Genomic DNA, 22992 nt, shown 5'->3' on the forward strand with positions numbered 1-22992 from the left:
ATTGTCATATCTTATGTTATGTACAACCCTTTTAAGTACGACCCCTGTCTTCCCAATTTCGTTTTTTTAGCAAAGTCTACAACAACTGATGATTTTGCTAAAGCAATGAATTTCTACCCAATATTGACGTTTAACTATTTATTAAAATTAGCCAACAGCCAAAGGTGACTTATGGACAACGCCCTCGTACAACCCATGAACGATGAATTCAAAAAACCACTTCCCGATACTGACCTTTACTACTTTGACACCCGTGAAGCGGTCGAGCGTATCGAAGAAGGTGCTTATGACAAGCTATCATTCTGCTCAAAAGTATTGTGTGAAAATTTAGTACGCCGTTGCCCACCAGAAGAGTTAACCGATGCCCTAAAACAGCATATCGAGGGTAAGCAAGATTTAGACTTTCCTTGGTACCCTGCCCGCGTAGTCTGTCATGATATCTTGGGTCAGACGGCCTTTGTTGATTTGGCAGGCTTGCGTGACGCCATCGCTGAGCAAGGTGGTGATCCGTCTAAAGTAAACCCTATTGTGCCAACTCAGCTTATTGTTGATCATTCTTTGGCCGTTGAGCATGCAGGCTTTGAAGAAGATGCATTTGAGAAAAACCGTGCGATTGAAGAGCGCCGCAACGATGACCGTTTTCACTTTATTAACTGGTGTCAGTATGCTTTTGACAATGTAAACGTCGTACCGCCTGGTAACGGCATCATGCATCAGATCAACCTAGAGAAAATGTCACCTGTCGTACAGGTTGTGCACAATAAAGCAGGTGAGGAAGTCGCGTTTGCCGATACGCTAGTTGGTACTGATAGTCACACGCCGATGGTCGACGCCCTAGGTGTGATCTCAATCGGTGTCGGCGGTCTAGAAGCTGAAAGCGTCATGCTAGGCAACCCATCATATATGCGTCTGCCTGATTACGTTGGTGTTAAACTAACGGGTAAATTACAAAAAGGCATTACCGGTACGGACTTGGTACTGGCGATGACTGAATTCTTACGTGATGCAGGTGTGGTCTCTACTTATATTGAGTTCTTTGGTGAAGGTGCCCGTCAGCTGACCGTTGGTGACCGTGCCTCAATCTCTAATATGACACCTGAATATGGTGCCACTGCCGCGATGTTCTATATCGATGAGCAAACCACTGACTATCTACGACTGACTGGTCGCAGTGAAGAACAAATAAAATTGGTTGAGCAGTATGCCAAGCAGACAGGTCTATGGGCTGACGGCATGGAAAAAGCCGAGTACGCACGTGTGCTTGAGTTTGATCTGTCATCAGTCGGTCGCAATATGGCAGGCCCGTCGCGTCCCCATGCCCGTGTATCTACCGATGATTTGGTGGCCAAAGGCATCGCCCACGCGCCCGATCAAAAGCTACCTGAACCAAAAGACGGTCTGATGCCAGATGGCGCTGTGATCATTGCGGCGATTACCAGCTGTACTAATACTTCAAACCCACGCAACATGGTGGCCGCAGGCCTCGTTGCCCGTAACGCCAATGCCAAAGGCTTATTACGTAAACCTTGGGTGAAGTCATCCTTAGCACCTGGCTCAAAAACGGTCAAAATGTACCTAGAAGAAGCAGGTCTGATGCCAGAATTGCAAGAAATCGGCTTTGATGTGGTTGGCTTTGCTTGTACGACGTGTAACGGTATGAGCGGTGCGCTAGACCCTGATATCGAAAAAGAAATCATTGATAATGATTTATTTACCACGGCAGTGCTGTCGGGTAACCGTAACTTTGATGGTCGTATTCATCCATACGCTAAGCAAGCATTCTTAGCGTCACCGCCACTGGTCATTGCTTATGCCATTGCAGGTAACATTCGTTTTGATATTGAAAAAGACGCATTGGGTAAAGACACGGATGGCAATGACGTCTATCTAAAAGACATCTGGTTCGATGATGATGAAGTCGATGCCATCGTTGCGGCGGCTGTTAAGCCTGAGCAGTTCAATTCTGTATATATTCCTATGTTTGATGAAGCCAAAAAAGACACAGGTAAGGCGTTAAGCCCACTATATGACTGGCGCGAAATGACCACTTATATCCGCCGTCCGCCGTATTGGGAAGGCAAAATGGCTAAGAAAAACAAACTGACAGGCCTACGTCCACTTGCTGTCCTAGGTGATAATATTACAACCGATCATATGTCACCATCGAATGCCATTCTTGGCTCATCGGCAGCTGGCGAGTACTTAGACACCATGGGCTTGCCTGCTGAGGACTATAACTCGTACGCGACCCATCGCGGCGATCATTTAACCGCACAACGTGCCACCTTTGCCAATCCTAAGCTATTGAACGAGATGGTACGTGATGAAAGTGGTGAGGTTGTCCAAGGTTCACTGGCACGCGTCGAACCAGAAGGCCAAGTCATGCGCATGTGGGAAGCCATTGAAACCTACATGAACCGTGAGCAGCCGCTTATCATCATCGCAGGTGATGGCTATGGTCAAGGCTCAAGCCGCGATTGGGCTGCCAAAGGCGTTCGTCTTGCTGGCGTAGAGGCCGTCGTTGCTGAAGATTTTGAGCGTATTCATCGCCAAAACTTGGTGGGTATGGGCGCGCTACCGCTACAGTTCGAAGAAGGTACGACTCGCCATACGCTAAATATCGATGGTACAGAAACATTTGATGTTACGGGCGAAGTGTCTGCTGGCGGGCTGATGACTCTAGTGATTCATCGTGCCGATGGTAGTACCACTGAGACACCTATTATCTGCCGCTTAGATACGGCTGATGAAGTAAAAATGTACAATGCTGGTGGTATGCTACAACGTTTTGCTAAAGAGTTTATCGAAGGTACGCTAGATATTGTCTAGAATTATCCTATAGGTTTTAGCATGATAAATAGCAAGATATAAAAGTCGCCGATGTTGTATAACTTGTTTATATGACATCGGCTTTTATTTGCTTTCACGTTCTATACATTGGCTTCCTCATTTGTATCTAAATATTAGGTAGTAGCTAAATATTGAGTTTGCTTAATTAATGGCGTAATATGTACTATATATTGTACAAGTTACAAAGTACATCATGAGAGGAGTGAGCCATGAGAGTCGTTAGTTTTTCAGAAGCCAGAAAGCATCTAAAGTCCGTCTTAGATACGGTAAACGATGATGCCAACGCTACTATCGTAACCCGCCGTGACGCTGATGATGCGGTTGTGATGTCGCTTGATTATTACAATAGCCTGATGGAAACCGTCTATCTACTAAAATCTCCTGCCAATGCGGCGCACTTAGCGGACTCTATTGCCCAATATAAAGCTGGCAAGACGATTAAGCGTGAGCTAATTGATATAGCAGAAGGCAGTGATAAAAGTAACGGTAGCAGCGATGACAATGAGCATACGGATAGCGACATTGAAAATGCTAGAACTCAAAGGCTCTAATCAATCCAAAGGGTCTAATAATGAGTGAGCACCTAGCATGGACAGATGCTGCGTGGAAAGATTACCTGTACTGGCAAACCCAAGACAAAAAAACACTCAAACGTATTAATAAACTCATCACCGAATGTAAGCGTAATCCGTTTGAAGGTATTGGCAAACCTGAACCTCTAAAAGAGAACCTATCCGGATTTTGGTCAAGACGCATCGATAATGCCAATCGCTTGGTATACGCCGTCGATGACAACTATCTGACGATTATCTCTTGTCGCTATCATTATTAACGAGTGCCCTTAGTCGTTCATACTTACTTGCTGATGACACCATACCCAATCTTATAACAATATAAAAAGGACTTAATGCAGTGGCTCAAACCAATTCTAAAATCAATCCTAAATCTAAGCCCTCTTTTGCCCCGCAACTATCAGTTCCGGCTACCTATATGCGAGGTGGTACCTCAAAAGGGACGTTTTTTAAATTGTCTGATCTACCTGAACGCTGCCAAGTTGCTGGTGAGTCACGTGATAACTTCTTATTGCGGGTCATTGGTAGCCCCGACCCTTATGGTAAGCAAATCGATGGCTTGGGCAATGGTAGCTCTAGCACCTCAAAAACAGTTATTTTATCGACCTCCTCTAGCTCAGATCACGATGTGAATTATCTGTTTGGACAAGTTAATATCGCAAAGCCTATGATTGATTGGGCGGGTAACTGTGGCAACTTAACTGCAGCCGTCGGCGCCTGTGCCATCAATATGGGTCTGGTTGATGCTGACAAGATTGCTAATAGCATCGATGAGCATGCAGACAGCAGCATTTGTGAAGTACGCATTTGGCAAGAGAATATCGGAAAAACCATCATTGCCCATGTGCCCGTCTATAAAGACACGAATGATAAAGTACAAGTTCAAGAGATGGGCGACTTTGAATTAGATGGTGTGACCTTCCCAGCGGCTGAAGTCAAAATTGAGTTTGTCGATCCTGTAGATGCCACCAGCGACATGTTCCCTACTGGTAACTTGGTCGATGATTTCGATGTGACGGGCTGTGGTCTAAATTCTGACAGCGTCAAAGCCACCTTTATCAGCGCAGGTATACCAACCATCTTTATGAACGCAGAAGATCTGGGTTTTACTGGTACTGAATTACAAGGCGACATCAATAGCAATGCTGAGCTACTTGCCACCCTTGAGAAAATCCGTGCCACAGGCGGCGTGGCGATGGGATTATTTAAAAACGTGGACGAGGCACAGACCAGCCAACACATTCCTAAAATCGCTTGGGTGGGTGCAGCACAGAGCTATACGGCCTCTAGTGGTAAATCGGTCGGTGCAGACGAGATTGATTTAGTCGTGCGTGCCATGAGTATGGGACAGCTGCATCATGCGATGATGGGCACAGCCGCGGTCGCGATTGCAGCAGCAGCGACCACACAAGGTACGCTTGTTAATAAGGCAGCTGGTGGTGGTGAGCTGACAGAGGTGCGTTTTGGTCATCCATCAGGGACATTGCTCGTCGGTGGAAAAACAGAACAAGTCGACGGTCGCTGGCAAGCCAAAAAAGTGTCTATGAGCCGCTCAGCAAGGCGTATCATGGTTGGTGAATTTTTTGTGCCAGCGGATGCGTTTTAGATAAATTTTTTTAATATTATTAAGTGAATAAGTCTTCTATACACCGTTTATCATATGGGAGACTTTATTTATTATAGTACTGAGTATCGCTTATTCATTATGTTTTAGGCATGTACCAAAACCATCACTTCTTATTGAGAACAGCCTTCATAAGCTTTGTTTTAGAGTCGATAGCACCCTTCATAGGCTGCTCATTTTCATTATTAGCTACTATTTAGTGTATGCTATGATTATACGCTGGCATTACTAAGGGCTTTTTCTGTCGTTCTCACTAAAAGGAAAAAACATGAAGCTATTGTCATTTTTAATTTTATTTTTATTTTCGAACCAATACGCTATGGCCCAAGAGGAAGCAGCCACTGAAAAATGTCAGAACTTAGAAACGACATTAGATAAAAAGACCGATTATTTAAACAACCTTAGACTAGAAATAGACAAAGAAGAAGATCATCTTAGAGATACCGTCAGGAGTATTAACAATACCGAAGTTGCACTAGAGTACCTCGTTGAAAGGTGCGAGGAAGACGGTAGAGGGTGTAGTTCTACGAATCGGAAGATAGATGCGCTCAATGATGATAAGAGATTCTATAGAAACAAGATTAGACAAATAGACGAAATGATAACTGAGTACAACGATGGGATTGAATATTTGCGAACTCTAGAAGAGGGTTATCAAATCAGGATATGCCGCGTTTTTTTAATGTGACTGAAGATAAAGTAGTTCGTAATTTACGTACATATCAAAAAGCTCTAATCAGGCTAAAGAGGAAGGAAGTATGAAGCTAATTCTATTATCATTATTCATCTTGTTTTTAGCTCAACACACCATGGCACAATCCTCTTTGGATCATGAAACAAGTATCAATCAATGCAATTCTTATGAAGAAATATTAAATGAAATGTTAATAAACCTAAACTCTTTTGAAGATAAGATATTTGAAAGAAGAAACTGGCTTAGAGAGATCAAGCTAGATCTCGATGATACAAGAGAGGAGTTGAAAGTTCTTTCAAGAAAATGTGAATATAACTACAGTCAATCCTGTGAATCAGCAAACCAAAGGATCGATCAGTACAATAATGGCAAAAGGTTTTTCGAAGATAAGATTGTAGTACTCAACGAAATGATAGATAGATACAATAAAGAAAATAGATATTTTAATACTCATAAAAGAAGTTATCAAAAAGAATGTAGACCTTAGAGATATAAATAAATTCTATCTATGCCAACATCTCCCCAGCCACGCCGTGTGCAATTAGATAAAAAACCTCCCGTCGAGAAAAAAGAACGACGGGCGCTGCTGTGGGATATTCTAAAAAAACTGGCGGTATTTGCTAAACCTTATCGCTTGCTTATTATCGCTACCTTGGCGCTGACCGCATTAGGCTCCTTTACCGCACAGGTCAATGCATTTGTACTGCGTTATACCGTCGATACCTTGACCGAGATTGCCACGCTTGCCGAGCCATGGCAGGCAGGTCTGCGTATGCTAGGCATTATTAGTGCGGTATTGCTGACCAAAGAGATACTGTCGATATTCATCTCTTTTGGTCAGCGTTTTTTTGGTGAAAAAATTCGCATCAACTTGTCTCGTGATTTGTCCCAAAAAATCATTGAACGCATCCTGACCTATCGCATGGCGTTTTATACCAGCAGTGAGAACGACAGTGGTAAATTGCAAACCCGTATTGATTACGGGGTCAGCAGTTTAACCAGCCTCGTGCAAAACTTCTTTATCGATATGCTACCGCTATTTGCCAATGCGATTGTGGCACTTATCATCATGTTTTCGACCAATTTTTGGGTTGGCATGGTCGGCCTTGTCATCATACCTATTTACTTTTTTATCAGCCAAAAGCAAGCACGCCGTCTGCAAGGCTTTCGTCGGCAGATGCGCGGGTTTCGCGAAGCCAAAAGTGGTTTGGTAATCTCCTTGATCAATTCGATCAGCGTCGTCAAATCTTTCGTTCGTGAGTCTATCGAAGCTGAGAAGCACTTAGCCATTCAAAAAGAAATGACGGATAATCAGCTGCGTATTCGCAGTATTGGTTTTGTTTATGACGCTATCAAAACCTTTATCGAGCAGATTGGCGTCGTGGTTATTATCTTACTCACCGCGTATTTTGTGCTACAAGGTGAGATGACTATTGGTATGATTTTGTTTCATGTCATGCTATTTCAGAATGTCGCCGCCCCTATCCGTCAATTACACCGTATCTACGACCAGATCAATAATGCATTGACCTATGCCGAAGGTTTCTTTGATATTTTAGAAGACGATAAACAAGTCGAAAATATTGCTGGCATCAGTAGCGAAAACCTAAAAGGCCATATCGAGCTTAAAAACGTTGATTTTACCTATCCGAATGGTACACAAGCGCTAAAAAACGTCAGTTTTACCATCAAGCCCAATCGTATCACTGCATTAGTGGGTCTCTCTGGTGCTGGCAAAAGCACCATTATTAATCTGTTGGTCAAGTTCTACGCGCCAGACGCTGGCACGATATGTTTAGATGGGCATGATTTGGCCGACTGCGATACCCACGAGCTGCGTCAGCGCATTGGGCTAGTACTACAGAGCAATCATATTTTTTCGGGTACGATCAGTGAAAACATCCGCTACGGCAATATGAATGCCAGCATTGATGACATTATTATTGCGGCAAAAAAAGCCTCTATCCACGAGCAGATTATAGGGTTAGCTGATGGCTATGAGAGTACCGCCAAATCCTTATCAGGTGGTCAGCAGCAGCGTATCGCGCTGGCAAGGATGTTTCTAAAAGACCCACCTATTGTGTTCTTGGACGAGCCGACCGCCAGCTTAGACGCTATCGCCAGTCAGCAGGTCAAAAAAAGCTTAGATCTCATCAAAAAAGACCGTACCGTCATCATGGTCTCACACAATATTGCTCAAATCATCGATGCTGATGATCTGGTAGTCATAGAAAATGGTGAAGTGGTCGAGACAGGCACACATGAAGTACTGTATGCCCAGCGCGGTAAGTATTTTGAGATCTTTAGTGCTATGTCCGATAGTCTAAACTTAGACAAAATCAGTCAAACCTTAAATGGTTAGGCATGGTGAATGCCTGTCTAAATCGTTATAATGCCCCTATTTTACCGCCTATTGCCAGAAGCTATACCATTATGAATTGTGAATTTTCTCTAAAAACCTTTGACGAGCTGACCTCAGTTGATCTTTATCATATTCTAAAAGCACGCTCGCAAGTTTTTGTTGTCGAACAAAACTGTGCGTATCAAGATATGGATGAGGTCGATTTTGATTGCTTGCACCTTATTGCTCATCAAAACGCAGCGTTAGTAGGCTATTGCCGCATCGTCCCGCCCGAATTTAATAAATTAAAATCAAATCTATCGGTTGCTGATCCTGCCATCAAAACCAACCACACTACTATGCCAGCTATTGGTAGAGTGCTCGTACTGTCCGAGCATAGAGGTGACGGTCTAGCACGGCAAATGATGACACAAGCGATTGCCCACTGCCGCAAAAAATATGGCAAAAAGCGCCCGATTATTATCTCGGCCCAGGTGTACTTGCTAAGTTTTTATGAGTCTTTGGGCTTTGTGCCTGAAGGCGAGCATTATCTCGAGGACAATATCGAGCATGTAAAAATGGTACTGTATGTCGCCAAGAAAAATAAAGTCAAAAAAGAGAGCACGGACACCGCATCAACCACAACCAAAGTTTTGAGTTTTCTGCTGTTTATTATAGCGGCGCTGTTTATCTTAGGGTTGCTATATCTCATGATTTAAACGGCAAGTAAGGTCTTAATTCTTAACACAATTCAAATTGGTTGTTCCATATTGAGTGTGCTACTTTTAAATGACGATGGCTTTAAAAGGATAACCAGAATCATTGGTTAATAAAGCGGCACACTCAAGGAAGAGGACACAACCATGTCAAATAATCATTCAAATACAGCCAATGCAAATACAAAAAATGCAACCGTAGAGAGCAATGTTCGTCCGGAATACGACGTCGAAATCCAAAAGATTGCCGATTATGTGCTTAATTATTCAATAGATGACGAATCATCGAACGCTGCTGAAGCATGGAGCACCGCGCGTTATTGCCTGATGGACACCATTGGCTGCGGTCTGCTGGCGCTGAGATTTCCTGAGTGTACCAAGCACTTAGGCCCTAATTGTTCCGACCAGATAACACCACATGGCGCGCGTGTTCCTGGTACTGCTTATCGGCTAGATCCAATCAAAGCCGCTTTTGATATCGGCTGTATCGTGCGCTGGCTTGACTACAATGACACGTGGCTCGCTGCCGAATGGGGACATCCTTCTGATAACTTGGGTGGTATCTTGGCGGTCGCGGACTATATCAGTCAGAAAAACATCAGTCAAGGACGAGCGCCGCTTACGATGAAGGCCGTGCTTGAAGCGATGATCATGGCGCATGAGATTCAAGGCGTACTCGCGCTTGAAAACTCATTCAACCGTGTGGGGCTCGATCATGTGTTTTTGGTCAAACTGGCTTCAACTGCGGTGGTTGCCAAACTCTACCAGTTACCCCGTGAGCGCATCATGGCAGCTATCTCACAAGCCCTCGTTGATGGTCAGGCACTGCGTACCTATCGCCATGCCCCCAATGCTGGCAGCCGCAAATCATGGGCAGCCGGTGACGCTACCAGTCGTGCAGTACGCCTAGTAGATATCACCGCGCGTGGCGAGATGGGTATCCCCGGCGCATTGACCGCATCGCAGTGGGGGTTTTATGATGTGCTATTTAGCCATACCAATCAGGATCTGGCTACAAAGCCGGAAGACGAGCGACGTTTTACCTTTCAGCGTGATTTTGGCAGTTACGTGATGGAAAATATTTTATTCAAAATAAGCTTCCCTGCTGAATTTCACGCCCAGACCGCTTGTGAAGCAGCGGTCATTTTGCATCCACATGTCAAAGGCCGAGTGGATGATATCGAAAAAATCGTTTTGACCACGCATGACTCTGCGATTCGTATCATCTCAAAAGAAGGCGCGCTTGATAACCCAGCGGATCGCGATCATTGCTTACAGTATATGGTAGCCGTGCCACTGTTGACGGGTGATCTAATGGCGGAGCACTACGAGGACGACTATCACGAGGAGCATCTATCCATCGATGAGCTGCGCGGCAAAATGGTAGTAGAAGAAAACGTAAAGTACTCAAAGGACTATCATGATCCCAGTAAGCGCTCTATCGCCAATGCCATTCAAATATTTTTTGCAGATGGCAGCAGCACAGAAAAAGTTGCCATTGAATATCCCATCGGTCATAAGCGCCGCCGCGCCGAAGGCATTCCTGTATTAGAGGCAAAGTTCCGTGCCAGTCTGGCAACCCGCTTTGTCGACAGCCGTTGTCAGCAGATCATTGAATTGTGTGACGATCAAGAAAGACTAGAACAAACACCGGTAAATGAGTTTATGGACTTATTTATGGCTTACTAATTACGGCTGATTAACGGCGCATCTTTTATGGTCTTATTTAGCTAATATAACTGCTACCAAGGTATGGACTCTCCTGCCCAATCGACGAAACTGCCTGATTGGGCTGCCGTCATCCCTAATAGGACATCTAATAAGCACTTCGCGCTATATGCTGGTGAGAACAGATGTCCTTCAGCAACATTGCCTTGGAACGGCGCGGAGAGCTGAGTATCAACAGTGCCTGGTTGCATGACAACCACGCACACTTCTTTTAGTGACCTGCCCCATTCGATACTTAGATTTTTCATACCCATATTGAGCGCCGCCTTACTCATTCTATAGCTATACCAACCGCCGAGCTGATTGTCAGTAATACTGCCAACACGGGCCGATATGGTCGCAAAAATCACTGGATGCTCAGCACTACGTTCAGCTTTGGCGAACAATGGCTTGATGTGCTTGGCGATGAGCAACCCTGCTAGCGCATTGATTTGCATATTTTGCAAAAAAAACTCGGTATCTATTTGTCGCAGCGCTTTCTCTGGCTGCGCGGTATCTGTATGCAATAACCCCACGCAGTTGATGACCCAATCTAGATGACCGACTGTTTGCTTAATGGTATCGGCCGCTCTTTTGATGCTGTCCTCATCGCTGATATCCACCGGTAGCCAGTGCAGGTTTTCTGTTTCGATATCAGGCTCAGTGCGATGATAAGTGGCAAATATTTGTACACCATGGCTGTTATTGGCTTGCACCAGCTGCTGGACCATAGCTTGACCAATACCGCCTGTACCACCGATAATCAGGTAAATTTTGTCATTCATATGATACTTTTCCTTGTTTATAAGTCTTTATTTATTTTGGCTGATTTTATGAGGGTTTGCTATAGTCAATATAGGCTACAATAATTGCTAGCGATTAGACCGACGTTTTGTTGTATCTTATTTTTATATTGATGTTTTTATACGGATATCAGCGCCTTATGCTATCACCTCAAGACCAATTGACCGAACTAGTACGTGCCTTAGAGAGCGATCAGCATGTGTTTGCTACTGACCCGTTACTTATCACTGAAAAACTACAGGGTGAGGATGGCACACCTATCCAAAAATTGCACAGACGTGCATCTCGTATCGATAGCAATGGGGCGCTCGCTCGGGTACTTGGTAAAATTGATGGTCGCATAAAAGGCATTATGATTGTTATGAGTGTGGTGTGGTGCCTATCAGGGTTTTTGGGATTGTTTACCCTCTTGCAGTCCAACGTCGTGAATTTCTTTTATGTACTGGTCTGCTTGCTTGGGTTTCACACTATTATGCTTGGCGGTTGGCTTGTCATGACACTCGTCAATCGAGACCAACAAGCACCCAGTTGGTTTGCCAGCTTTGTCAGTCCAAGCTACCTCATACGTGGTAAGGACGATGTGACCAAGGCGGCAGTCGATCTGTATGAGCGACAATTGCAGCATAGCGGTATGCGCTGGTATCTGGGTAGATTCAGCCATCAGTTGTGGCTTGCAACGCTGACGGGTATGCTGCTTGCGATTATATTTTTGTTAATTGTACGCCAGTATAGCTTTAGCTGGGAGTCGACTTTGCTCTCTGATCAGGCACTAGTAAGCTTGACTCAAATCCTCGGCTGGTTGCCAAGTATGGTTGGGTTCGATGTGCCAGACAGTACCGCCATTGCCCAAAGCCGCCTTGTGACAGACGCCATGCCATTGTCTGTTGCACGGCAATGGGCAGGCTTACTAGTGGGTAGCTTGCTTATGTACGGCATTGTGCCGCGCGCAATCGCATGGGCATTTTGTGCCTTGATGTTCCGCCGCAAAAAAATGCGTTTAGACATCAAGCAGCCGTATTATCAAAAGATAATCAATTTTTGGCAGCGCCATGTGGTTGATGCCGATGACTTTACAGAAGCGCCAGCACCTATCGCACCCAAAGCGGCGGTGAGTGCTGGCAAGAAACTGGTTGCCCTACTCGAATACCCCTCAGATCAGCAAACATGGTGGCAGTCAGGTCTTGAAAAATCAGAAAGCATTGAGAATTTCGGTATTGTGGATGACCGTGAGGACATGGCACGTCTCAAAGACTACTTGGATGAGCATCCAGTACAAGTACTACTGGGTATTCATAGCAAGGCATTGCCTGACCGTGGTACGCTACGTAAGCTTGACCAAATCGCCGCTCATGCAACAGATGGACTGATTGTACAGCTACTCGGTGACACTCAACCAGTTACTGATGCTAATCTGACATCTAACAATGTGCCCATAGACAAACAAGCCGTTCGCTATCAGCAGTGGCAAACCGCACTCTCTGCGCGAAACATTGGCTTAGTTGACGCTAATTATTAGACTATTGACTCTTTTAGAGTCGTATTTTTAACGGCACTTTTTTCATGGCAATTGTCATCGTAACTAAAACAACATAAAACAAGTATGATGGATAAACGGTTGGATTTCTCATGACCCGATAAAAATTAGCGATAAAGGTCATTGAGTTAACAAGGATGTTTTATAGTGGCTAGGAGCCCGATATGGCAGCAGACAATACTCTCTTGACGCTCGGTCAGTATGGTCAGGTATTAGACGATTACAAAGAGGCACTAAACCAAAGCATACTAGCGGCCGCCCCCGAGTCATGGCAGCCGATGCTGGCAAGTATCTTACCTGCACACTGGCAAGAATGGTTATTGCCGCTGGCAGGCGGCCCTTTTTTCTTATTGTTTTTGGCGGAGTGGTTCTATCAGTCTAGACGTGGTAACGGTAAGCACTTTAGCTGGCGCCGTGCGATGACCAATTTTAGTTTGGGCGGTTCTTATTTGGGGTTTGAGCTGATTGTTCAAGCACTGATCGTGCTACCTATTTGCCTGTGGCTGTATCAGTATCGATTGTTCACCATCGAGGTGACATGGCTGACAGCCATCCCTATATTTGTCGCTGTTGAATTTAGCTACTATTGGTTTCACCGTGCATCACACCGTATGAATTGGTTTTGGTCAGCGCATGTGGTACATCATTCAGATGATAATATGAATTTATCGACTGCTATGCGCCAGAGTCTGCTGTACTCAGTAACGGGATGGTGGTTGTTTTTTGTCCCACTGATGATGTTGGGCGTACATCCTGTCTGGGTATTCTTCTTTTACGCGTTAGATTTGATCTATCAGTTCTTTATCCATACCGAGACGGTTGGGAAATTCCCAAAATGGATTGAGTATATTTTTGACACACCATCCAATCACCGCGCCCATCATGGCACCAATAACGAATATATTGACCAAAACTACGGCGGCGTCCTTATTATTTTTGACCGTTGGTTTGGTACTTATGTAGAAGAAGATATAAGCAATAATCCCGTCAGATATGGTGCAGTTGGTGAGGATAGCCATGACAAGATTATTAGTCTGATATTTGGGGTCTTTTACCGCATGTGGCAGCGGTTTTTTCGTGCTAAAGGGTTTAAGAAAAAGCTCAAGGTACTATTACGCCCGCCTAGCGCAATCTCATAGGTGATTTATAACAGCGATGTATCGAAGCAATAGTACGTATGCATAACCAACACTCAACCAGATTTTTTTACTATATATGGCTATTTTAGTCATCAATAATTATAAGACGCAATTATGAATAATGATAATAAAAAAGATGATCACGAAAACCATAAGCCTGTTGGTCTCTTTGCAGATAAGGCGTTGCCTCGTGACTCAAATAACTACGACAATCTCAATAGTAGCCCCAATAGCTCGCAAACGGCAATCGATCAGCCAAAGCTGACTGATGACAATCAACCGGTATCAAATGAATCAGCAGCGCCAACTGCAACCAAAAATACGACAAAGAAAACCATTGCCAGTGGCGAAGCACTAAAATTAGCAGTGGTTGGTCATACCAATACCGGTAAAACGTCCATACTGCGTACCTTATTGCGAGATGTGTATTTTGGTGAGGTCAAAAACGAAGCAGCAACCACACGCCATGTAGAACAAGCAAGCCTGACAGACAGTAAAACGGGGGAGATACTGGTAGCATTGTACGACACGCCAGGTCTAGAGGATGCATCAGGACTGATGGACTGGTTGGAGGATAATACCGCCAGTCGCCGTGATGGTATTGAGCGTTTGCAGCAATTTTTGGCTGCCGATGTTGCTCAAGGTGCAGACAGCTATGACTTGTCCTATGATTATAGCCAAGAAGCCAAGGTGATTCGTCAGCTGCTAGCAAGTGATATGGCCATCTATGTGGTAGATGCGCGCGAGCCTGTATTGGGTAAATATAAAGACGAGCTGGCTATTTTATCTTGGGCGGCTATTCCTGTCATGCCCGTTTTTAATTTTACTGACAGTCAGGATGCCAATATCGATGACTGGCAGACCATGCTGGCAAGACGCAATCTACATATCTCTACACGTTTTGATTCCGTTGCGTTTGAGTTTGAGGACGAGATGCGTTTATGGACCAATCTTGCTACCATGCTCACCCACTCTGAGATGCTTGAGCAATTGATGCAGTGCCGGACTGAGGACTGGGCACAGCTGTATGATGAAGCCAATATCATCATTGCGGATTTTTTATTGAATGTCGCTGCATTCGTACGTGAGATTAACGAAGATGATGACCCGATGCCTGTATTGGCCCAAATGCAAGAAGCGGTCAGACAAAGTGAGCGTGCGATGCAGCACAACCTTCTTAATCTTTATAAATTCTATGACAATGCCGTCGCGGCAACCCCACTTGAACTGCAAGCCTACCAACAAGACCCATTCGATCCTGAATTGCTCAAAAGCTATGGTATCCGCACCACGTCTGGTGCCGCAGCGGGTGCGCTACTGGGGTTGGGTATTGATGCAGCGGCGCTTGGCACGACATTGGGTTTAGGTGCTGCAATTGGCGGTATCGCAGGCGGGTTACTGTCTAATACCAGTAGTATTGCTGATAGAATCACAGGAGTAAAACGCTTGTATATCGATCCTGCGACATTGACATTGCTTGCGACCCGAGCGATAGACTTACTCACTGCCTTGCGTCATCGCGGTCATGCTGCGACAGACGCCACTCAACTGTTATACAAAGGCGAAAAAGATAGCCTTGAGACATCGTTAAATAATGATGACGATAACGAAGAGGTTCAATCTATTACCGTGTGGCCCACACATAAATTACCAAGCGAGCTAAAAAAAGCTCGCGGCAAACCGCAATGGTCATCGCTTAGCAGTGGCAAGTCAGAACAAGCGCAGTTGCTACGCACAGACATGGCATGGTCGCTGTCAGGTAAGCTGCAATCGTATAAGCGCGAATCGTAACCATATACAGTAAGCAAAACCTAATAGGGCTACATTAGTTTTGTGCCGCTAGTTTTGTGCCTCCAATAAAGCACTTAATGCCTCTGTGCCGCGTACGTCTGTTTGCTGTAGATAAATCGGATACAAGGGATACTTGGAGAAATTCTTTTCAATATCCTGCATTAACTGCTGTTGGCGCTCCGCACGGCGGCGCCAAAACTCATCCGACTGAGTGGGCGTTATCAGCTGGTTAATAACTATCGCTGCTGGCGTGAGCTTGCTCTCTTCTAGCTGTTCAATAGCTCGCTTAGTCTCTGCTAACGGCAGAACATCCGCAGTCATAACCAACACAATTGAGGTTTGGGCGCGGTCATGTAGTAGCAACCCTGCCTGCCGAAATAATTGTTTGCGCCTCTCTAGCACTGATACCGCCTGCTCCCAGCGGTCAGATTTTTTTGCTGCAAATGGGTTTGGCACCTCTTTTGTAAGGGAGTCGGTTTGATTGCTCTTTTGATTACTTTTCTGATTATGACTGTCCAAATGCGTCGCCACTGAGCGCAGTTTGGCTTGTCTGCGCTGCTGCGCTAGTAGACCATCTGTCCATGCTCCCATCATCTCTGGTAGTACCAATAATCTTAAGGTATGTCCCGTAGGTGCAGTATCAAAGATAATATGTTCATAACCTGCACTCGCGCCTGCAACCAAATGCTGACACATTGATTCAAGCATCGCTGCTTCCTGGGCACCAGGTGCTGACTTTGATAGTCTCAAATGCTCACGAATTTTGGGCATCATATCTGGATTGGCATAGGACTTAATCGTACGCTCAACTTGGGCAAAGTGCTCGTCAACGATAATATCAGGGTCTAACTCGATGGCATCTAGGTAGGGAGAGATGACTGTTTTCTCGTTCTTTAAACGGGTATTTAGGACATCACCCAAACTGTGTGCGGGATCGGTTGAAACAATTAAGGTTTTTTGCTGTTGGCTTGCGTAATAGCTGGCAAGTGCAGCCGCAGTGGTGGTTTTCCCTACACCGCCCTTGCCTCCGATAAATATAATCGGTTGTGTCGTTAGCTGTTCTACGAATCCATGTAAGGGATGTAATGCCATATCTCTATCTCATTTTTCAAACTGTTTTTATTTTTCTCTAGCTACCAAACCACTAGCAACAACCAACATGATCAAATGGACATCTATCCATGCCCATACGCGTATGCCACTCATGAAAGTTCTCTAAAAACAACGGCTGCAACTCTAACGTATAAAAGCTGGCAGGATTATCGATGCCCAAACTCTCAGCAAACATGAGTAGCATAAAAAAATCTTCTTCATCACGGGCAGCTCGTGCCATTGTCTGTCGATAAGGCGCATGATAAAACTCATTTAGACCAGCAGCAAACCGTTGCCACCATGGTTGGGCGCTTTTGGTGTCTGCTAAGATATTTTTATCTTCCATAATATACTTACCCCTTTTCTTATTTATTGTTATCTATCATGCCTATATGATACAAAAAACGCCAGCAATTGCTGCTAGCGTTTTTGTTTGGTAAACATGTTAGACAGCTAAGAGCTTAAACCTCTCTGCCTTTACCTTTGTGTATCGACCACTCTTTACGGAGTACGGATAGACTCTCGAACGTCACTAAGACTGTAGCGATCAAGATAATGATATCCATAATGATCAGCAGCCAATTTCCATCCGTGAAGAAGGTTTTTAACTGAATCAGTAGTGCAAAAACAGTCATAACCAACAGGAACGACAACGGTGCTAAGGTGTACCAGACTGGCTTGCCTTTACGTAGCAAAATGACCGTTACAATCATTAAGGTCAAGGCTGCCATGAGCTGGTTAGTCGTACCGAATAATGGCCAAATAATCATACCACCAGCACCATCAATACCACCAGCACCAAAGGCTAATAGTAAACAGCTACCAACAGCAAGCAACGTCGCTACGACACTTTTATTCAGTATTGGTAAATTATAAAACTCGCCAAACTCTTGGAAAATATAACGTTGTAAGCGTACGCCAGTATCCATGGTCGTACCTGCAAACAATGCTGCCATAACTGTAAGCATCGTCTGTGATAACACCATATCGATACCCACACCAGCATTCAAAATCGTCGCACCGCCATCAATAAAGGCACCGATAGAACCATCACCAAATTTTTGATAGACCGCTTGCCAATCTCCGAGTGTCGCAAAGCCTGCTGTTGCTGCTAAAATTGCGCCCAGCGCCAACATGCCCTCACCTAATGCACCAAAATAACCAACGAAACGCGCGTCTTCTTCTTTATCAATCTGCTTAGATGTCGTCCCTGTTGCAACCAGTCCATGGAATCCAGATATCGCACCACAAGCAATGGTCACAAACAATAGTGGCATAAGTGACGGTGTATCAACGGGCAATGTTGTATTTATCGCTGGCGCCACGATGTCTGGCGTACCAATAAAAATAGCAGCATATAACAGAATCAAACCGACAAACAGCTGCAATCCGTTGATGTAATCACGAGGCTGAAGCAGCATCCATACAGGTAACAACGAGGCGACAGCTGCATAGCTGAACAAAATAATAATCCAGACCGCATTATCAGGCAGTCCAAAGACAGTCTCAGGCAATACAATCGGGAACATAGGGCCAAGATAGATAAGGCCATATAGTGCACTAACACCGATGATAGATACCCAAACGAGATTCATCTTGTAGCGGTAAATACACTGACCGATGATAAGCGCAACTACCAAGGCACCCCAAACTGGCAGTACAGCAGATGGGGTTTTGATCATCATGTTTGCAATAGCGACACCAAATACGGCGTTGACCATCAGCAATAGCAAGAAAATCACAACCATCATCAGACTACGGACACGCGTGCCCATGACAGTACCAGCAATAGAGCCAATCGATTGACCTCTGTTGCGCATACTTGCCCAAATGGCAGACATATCATGGACACCAGCCATAAAGATGGTACCAAATACTACCCAAATAACGGCAGGTACCCAGCCCCAAATGACGGCAATTGCAGGACCGATAATAGGTGCAGCACCTGCCACCGATGTAAAGTGATGTCCCCAAAGCACATACTTATTGGTTGGGACATAATCGACCCCATCTTTCATAGTGTGTGCTGGCGTGGGACGGCTGTTATCCAATGCCAATATCTTAGTAGCAATGAATTTTGAGTAAAACACGTAGCCGCACAGCATGGCAGCAACGCCGAATAGAAGTACAATAGCACTATTCATCTCATCTCTCCCTAGACAAGTAGTAGGTAGCCGTATAAGTTCAAGCTTTTTAAATCAAAATATAAAAAATATGCTAAATTAGTGTGCGGTGAGTGACTCATCTCACCCATAGTTGGATAAATCGTAGGAATGTCGAAAGACAAATATCAGTACAATCTTGCATTTTACAATTAGAGCACGTCACTAAGTAGCATATAGTGTTGTGAGTCTTTATTTAAAATTCTGGTTGAATAGTAACCGATTTCACGACAAATGTAACGTATGTAAGAGATGAAAAACAACAAATAAAGGAAGCGCAATGGCACATTATTTTGGATTCCACCCTTCAGATAAATTAAAAGCATTAATTAGTGAGGCCGAACAAGTCGTTGCTTCAGATGAACATGTGGAATATTATCCTTATCGCGACGCGCTTACACATCAGACTGCTCGTGACTTGACGGACAATTTATTGATTGGTTTGGTAGAGATTATTCCAAACCCTGAGCGTCAAGCATCTATGCGTAAAATCGTTGGAACGATTGAAAGTACCACCGATACCCTACTCAATATCTTATTGGGTAAAGAAAATAACGAAGAAGTATTACCGAGCTTTCATTTTTTGAGAGATCATGCGACATTTATCGATAATGAGGGAGCCAAACGGGTCGGCTTTAAACTGTCTGAAACAAACGCAAAAACCATCGTTGAAGGGTTTGCTGCTATCACGCCAGACCACGTAGATAGAGCCAAATTCAAGACAGCACTAGAAACGATGAACGATGCCACACTAACCCATTTTGTGACTCGCTATGCCGAAACGCTAAAGCTCGGTATGATCAAGCGTAAGTCAGTACCGGTTGCGAAATCGGCAATTGATAAGGGCATGAATATGGCTCTCAATAAGCTATTACCTGATCTACCCAATGACTCGCTTAACCGTTTAGCAAATTATTACCGCCCATTTATTGTAGAAAAGCCAGAATAACCCCAAAAGTTAGATTAATTTTGTCCTAAACGCTTTATGACGTTGGGCAAATTCACTAAAATTTGCTAAAATAAGCGGCACTTTTTACCAAAGGCGCACCCGATGACCCAAATCAGTAACCAAGAAATCGAAAAAACATTACGCAACTCAGAGTGCCTTATCAGCAGTATCGAAGTAGCCGCTGCTTATGAGCGCCTAGCCGCTCAGCTCAATCTACACTACGCTGGTCTGAACCCAATTGTAATGGTTGTTATGAATGGCGGATTGATTCCAGCTGGCCAGTTACTTACCCACCTGACGTTCTATCATCGTATGCACTATATCCATGCGACGCGTTATCGTGACAACGAAGGTACTAATGACCTCGACTGGAAATTCAAGCCTGACGTGAGCATTGAGGGCGAGCACGTATTGTTGATTGATGATATTTTTGACGAAGGCATTACCCTAAAAGCCGTTGTCGAAGAGCTAAGCAAAGAAAAACCGTTATCACTTGAGTGCTGTGTACTATTAAACAAAGAACACGAGCGTAAAGTTGCAGATTTTGACGTTGATTTTGTAGGTATCAACGTGGCGGATCGCTATGTATATGGCTGTGGTATGGATTTCCACGGTTACTTGCGTCACCTACCCGGTATTTATGCTATCAAAGAAGATAAAGTGTAAGCCTTATACTCTTTGAAATGTGTCAATCATAAAAAAGCATCCAACTTGGATGCTTTTTTATTGTATGAAAAACAGAATAAATACTACAATAGCTAAAACTGCAAGGCTAAACCAGTATGACGCTCCGTTGGCGTCTTAACTGCTATTTCAAAAGCATGTTTGGTGCTATATATCGTCACCTTTTTCTTGGCACGCGTGACTGCTGTATAAATAAGCTCTTTGCTCAGTAATCTAGTATGGCTGTTGTCAAAAGTAATTGCCACATGATCAAACTCAGACCCCTGTGACTTATGGATAGTCATTGCATATGCTGTAGCAATTAGTTCCTCATTCAGTAAGTTGACCGCAATCCCTTGCGTCTTATTTTCAAAAAACACCTCTAAACGGCTCTTATCATCTGAGGTTTGTAAACAAAACCCAATATCACCATTAAATAGTCCTAACTCATAATTGTTCTGTAGCACCATGATTGGGCGACCATGAAACCATGTGTTTTGACCGAGTGGTAGTTTTAGCTCAGTCAGATGCCACTGGGTAAGATAATTATTAATATAATGATCGCCCCATTCTCCACTATGACCAGCACTCAAAATTCTAAATTCGTTGAAGGTTTCTGTTAGTGATGCGACTGTAGTTTTTACCGAATGTGGCACAGATTTTTCTATCGGAATTTTCAAAAGACTTTTTACTTTTCTTAGATAGTTTTTATAACTCTCTGTTACTTTTAAAATATTTTTTTCATTGCTTAGGCTATTTACTAGTTTGTTACCTTTAGAGTCTTCTGTCTGGATCGTATTTATATGTTGAAAGTTCAATGCGTTATCATTTTTTAGGAGTTGCCAAATTGCTTTTGTGTCTGCTTTTGTATTGTTGATTTCGTAAGCTAATCTTCCGATACCTGAATCGGCACTAAATCGGCGACTTTCAGTTAACTCCGCATGTATAGGTTGTAGTAATGGAATGCGGCACAGGTCTGCCAATACTGCTCCTGCATCGACTGCTGCTAGTTGATTGGCGTCTCCTAATAATATAAGTCTTGCGCCTGGTTTTACCGCACTGACAAGATAATTTGCAAGCTCAACCCCTAACATTGATGCCTCGTCAACGATAATGATATCTTCGCCCAGTGGATTATCAGCACCATAGCGTGGACTACCCGTTCGACCAATACCTAATAAACGATGAATCGTTTTCGCTTCTTGCAATTGCAGCTTTACATCTGCTGCATCTAGAGCCACTTGTAGAGACTCTTGCATACGCTGCGCTGCTTTCCCAGTTGGTGCTGCTAACGCTAAGCTGGCACTATCTGTACTAAATATAATATTCTCTTCAGTACCCCTACCCTCTGAAGCCTGTTGTAGTGCGATCACTAGTTGAGCCACAGTATATGTCTTGCCCGTGCCTGGGCCACCGGTAATAATACTAAACGCGTTATTGTTAGCGACATTAATCGCCTTTATCTGATTTTCGTGAAGACTTTCAGGTATTGTTATTTGTAGAGGGCTTACTTGTTGATTCAAAATATTGTTGATATTTTTTGCTAAATTAAATTCAGCCTGCCACGCACGATGAAGCCAAAAAGTTATAGACCTTCCTGCACTTTTGTTGCAGATTTCTTTGTATATAATTGGTTTATTTTTTTTGCTTAGGCTATTTTTATTATTATTGCTACTAGTTTCAACTTTTTCGAACAAAGCATGAACATTAATTAAATGCATGAAAGAAACTAAATCCATATCTCTTAGTACTTGATATAGCATAGCAATCGTATCAAAACGCTTGTTTAGCATGTCCTTTTCATGGTTACTGAGCGAGAGCTGTGTCCAAAGCTGATCTCGCTTACTAAATAAAGTATCTAATAAATCAAACAAGGACATTTCGGCGCCAGCGTCATCACTTGGCTGTACATCATCTATCAGAACAAAAAGCGGCATAGCTAGCATTTCCAATAACTGTTGCTGCCAGCCATATAGCGTGACTACTTCATGGTTAATTTGACCTTGTAACGGTACTTCATGCTCAATAGCGGTGATAGTCAATACAGTATGCCCCTCCTCTAAATGAGTTGCTAGTATCATAAATAAAGCAGTAAATAAGTAGCTGTCTTCTAACTTATCGGTTGGATCATCGGTTAGGCTGCTACCAGTATCAGCTTCTATATCTATCGCTTGATACGCTGAGTAGGTTTGCCCGCGACGCAGTAGAATATAGTCACTAATAGTATTGGCCCAGCTTTGTTGTAGGCCAACCGTCGCTTTGCTTTTGTTGTTGCTCTTGTTACTCATGATATGTCTCTGTGATGATCTGGTGAATCAATATAATGTTTTTGGGTATCAAATCGTTGTACAGAG

General features: G+C 44.0%; 18 protein-coding genes and 1 pseudogene. 14 read left to right on the plus strand and 5 right to left on the minus strand.

What is annotated here, in order from left to right; translation table 11 throughout:
* The first annotated feature begins 171 nt into the window (after window positions 1-171).
* From acnD to AC5JP1_RS03625, 9 genes and pseudogenes are all read left to right on the plus strand, one after another.
* Entirely contained in the window at window positions 172-2829 is a 2658-nt protein-coding gene (acnD, locus tag AC5JP1_RS03585; protein WP_493843153.1) for a Fe/S-dependent 2-methylisocitrate dehydratase AcnD, read from the plus strand.
* A gap of 230 nt (window positions 2830-3059) precedes the next feature.
* Window positions 3060-3317 (plus strand): annotated as a pseudogene (locus AC5JP1_RS03590) (type II toxin-antitoxin system Phd/YefM family antitoxin); the annotation flags it as partial.
* 104 nt (window positions 3318-3421) lie between these two features.
* Window positions 3422-3682: a Txe/YoeB family addiction module toxin gene (locus AC5JP1_RS03595; RefSeq protein ID WP_493843154.1), complete on the plus strand. Its 261-nt coding sequence runs from the start codon at window positions 3422-3424 to the stop codon at window positions 3680-3682.
* An 80-nt stretch (window positions 3683-3762) separates the two neighbouring features.
* Window positions 3763-5028 carry a 2-methylaconitate cis-trans isomerase PrpF gene (prpF, locus tag AC5JP1_RS03600; RefSeq protein WP_493843155.1) on the plus strand — a complete coding sequence of 422 codons (1266 nt, stop codon included), beginning with the start codon at window positions 3763-3765 and terminating at the stop codon, window positions 5026-5028.
* Window positions 5029-5314: 286 nt separating this feature from the next.
* Window positions 5315-5734: a hypothetical protein gene (locus tag AC5JP1_RS03605; protein ID WP_493843156.1), complete on the plus strand. Its 420-nt coding sequence runs from the start codon at window positions 5315-5317 to the stop codon at window positions 5732-5734.
* 70 nt (window positions 5735-5804) lie between these two features.
* Window positions 5805-6227: a hypothetical protein gene (locus tag AC5JP1_RS03610; protein WP_493843157.1), complete on the plus strand. Its 423-nt coding sequence runs from the start codon at window positions 5805-5807 to the stop codon at window positions 6225-6227.
* A 21-nt stretch (window positions 6228-6248) separates the two neighbouring features.
* Entirely contained in the window at window positions 6249-8102 is a 1854-nt protein-coding gene (locus AC5JP1_RS03615; RefSeq protein ID WP_493843158.1) for an ABC transporter ATP-binding protein, read from the plus strand.
* Between the two features lie 71 nt (window positions 8103-8173).
* The gene (locus AC5JP1_RS03620; protein ID WP_493844425.1) at window positions 8174-8800 is read left to right on the plus strand and encodes a GNAT family N-acetyltransferase; all 627 of its coding nucleotides are present in this window, start codon (window positions 8174-8176) and stop codon (window positions 8798-8800) included.
* A gap of 144 nt (window positions 8801-8944) precedes the next feature.
* A complete protein-coding gene (locus AC5JP1_RS03625) occupies window positions 8945-10486 on the plus strand; it encodes a bifunctional 2-methylcitrate dehydratase/aconitate hydratase (RefSeq protein ID WP_493843159.1) in 1542 nt (513 codons plus the stop codon).
* A gap of 53 nt (window positions 10487-10539) precedes the next feature.
* Here the strand turns inward: AC5JP1_RS03625 and AC5JP1_RS03630 are convergent, their stop codons facing one another.
* Window positions 10540-11289 (minus strand): SDR family oxidoreductase, encoded by a 750-nt coding sequence (locus AC5JP1_RS03630; protein ID WP_493843160.1) that lies wholly within the window; start codon window positions 11287-11289, stop codon window positions 10540-10542.
* Window positions 11290-11447: 158 nt separating this feature from the next.
* Between AC5JP1_RS03630 and AC5JP1_RS03635 the strand changes: the two genes are divergently transcribed.
* The 3 genes from AC5JP1_RS03635 (at window position 11448) to AC5JP1_RS03645 (ending at window position 15772) form a co-directional block, all read left to right on the plus strand.
* Window positions 11448-12824, plus strand: coding sequence for a DUF2868 domain-containing protein (locus AC5JP1_RS03635; RefSeq protein ID WP_493843161.1), 1377 nt, complete (start codon window positions 11448-11450; stop codon window positions 12822-12824).
* A gap of 182 nt (window positions 12825-13006) precedes the next feature.
* Entirely contained in the window at window positions 13007-13981 is a 975-nt protein-coding gene (locus tag AC5JP1_RS03640; protein ID WP_493843162.1) for a sterol desaturase family protein, read from the plus strand.
* Between the two features lie 114 nt (window positions 13982-14095).
* Window positions 14096-15772 carry a DUF3482 domain-containing protein gene (locus AC5JP1_RS03645; protein WP_493843163.1) on the plus strand — a complete coding sequence of 559 codons (1677 nt, stop codon included), beginning with the start codon at window positions 14096-14098 and terminating at the stop codon, window positions 15770-15772.
* A gap of 48 nt (window positions 15773-15820) precedes the next feature.
* Here the strand turns inward: AC5JP1_RS03645 and AC5JP1_RS03650 are convergent, their stop codons facing one another.
* From AC5JP1_RS03650 to AC5JP1_RS03660, 3 genes are all read right to left on the minus strand, one after another.
* On the minus strand, window positions 15821-16864 hold the full coding sequence (locus AC5JP1_RS03650; RefSeq protein WP_493843164.1) for an ArsA family ATPase: 1044 nt from the start codon (window positions 16862-16864) through the stop codon (window positions 15821-15823).
* A gap of 52 nt (window positions 16865-16916) precedes the next feature.
* Entirely contained in the window at window positions 16917-17210 is a 294-nt protein-coding gene (locus AC5JP1_RS03655; RefSeq protein WP_493843165.1) for a cory-CC-star protein, read from the minus strand.
* A gap of 115 nt (window positions 17211-17325) precedes the next feature.
* Window positions 17326-19008 carry a carbon starvation CstA family protein gene (locus AC5JP1_RS03660; protein WP_493843166.1) on the minus strand — a complete coding sequence of 561 codons (1683 nt, stop codon included), beginning with the start codon at window positions 19006-19008 and terminating at the stop codon, window positions 17326-17328.
* A 298-nt stretch (window positions 19009-19306) separates the two neighbouring features.
* On the opposite strand from AC5JP1_RS03660, the gene AC5JP1_RS03665 reads away from it, so the two are divergent.
* Both AC5JP1_RS03665 and AC5JP1_RS03670 read left to right on the plus strand, forming a co-directional pair.
* Window positions 19307-19975, plus strand: a complete 669-nt coding sequence (locus tag AC5JP1_RS03665; protein ID WP_493843167.1) for a hypothetical protein — start codon at window positions 19307-19309, stop codon at window positions 19973-19975.
* Window positions 19976-20077: 102 nt separating this feature from the next.
* The gene (locus AC5JP1_RS03670; protein ID WP_319051655.1) at window positions 20078-20641 is read left to right on the plus strand and encodes a hypoxanthine-guanine phosphoribosyltransferase; all 564 of its coding nucleotides are present in this window, start codon (window positions 20078-20080) and stop codon (window positions 20639-20641) included.
* A 92-nt stretch (window positions 20642-20733) separates the two neighbouring features.
* Here AC5JP1_RS03670 and recD read toward each other — a convergent pair whose 3' ends face one another.
* Window positions 20734-22926, minus strand: a complete 2193-nt coding sequence (gene recD, locus AC5JP1_RS03675; protein WP_493843168.1) for an exodeoxyribonuclease V subunit alpha — start codon at window positions 22924-22926, stop codon at window positions 20734-20736.
* Between the last annotated feature and the right edge of the window lie 66 nt (window positions 22927-22992).

It is taken from the genome of Psychrobacter sp. H29, assembly GCF_059073055.1.